The sequence below is a fragment of the Paramagnetospirillum caucaseum genome, from assembly GCF_000342045.1.
Classification (GTDB): domain Bacteria; phylum Pseudomonadota; class Alphaproteobacteria; order Rhodospirillales; family Magnetospirillaceae; genus Phaeospirillum; species Phaeospirillum caucaseum.
Genome location: NZ_AONQ01000198.1, coordinates 1 through 577 on the forward strand (window position 1 = coordinate 1; position 577 = coordinate 577).

Genomic DNA, 577 nt, shown 5'->3' on the forward strand with positions numbered 1-577 from the left:
CAGATGAACACAGATGAACACAGATGAAAAAAGGGATGATCGCGCCTTTGGCGTATAAGATTTCTTATCCGTGTTTATCCGTGTTCATCTGTGGCCCGAATCAAACACGGGTCTGGAATCAAAACCGAGAAGGACATCCGAACCATGACCATTCTGGTTCTGGCAGAACATGAAGGCGGCGCGCTGAAGGCCGCCACGCTCAACACCGTCACCGCCGCGTCGAAGATCGGCGGCGAGATTCATGTGCTGGTGGCCGGGTCGGGCGTCGCCGCCGTGGCCGATGCCGCGGCGAGGATCGCCGGGGTGGCCAAGGTTCTCACCGCCGATGCGGCGCTCTACGCCAACCATCTGGCCGAGCCGCTGGCGGCGCTGATCGTGTCGCTGGCCGGCGCCTATTCCCACATCCTGGCCGCCGCCACCACCGGGGGCAAGAACGTGGCGCCCCGCGTCGCCGCCCTGCTGGACGTGGCCCAGGTGTCGGAGATCACCGGCGTGGTGTCGCCCGACACCTTCATCCGCCCGATCTATGCCGGCAACGCCCTGGCCACCGTGCAGTCCAAGGACGCGACGAAGGTGA

Annotated in this window: 1 pseudogene; it reads left to right on the forward strand. The window is 64.0% G+C overall.

What is annotated here, in order from left to right:
- Nucleotides 1-144: 144 nt before the first annotated feature.
- Nucleotides 145-577: pseudogene (locus H261_RS22990) on the forward strand (electron transfer flavoprotein subunit alpha/FixB family protein); the annotation flags it as partial.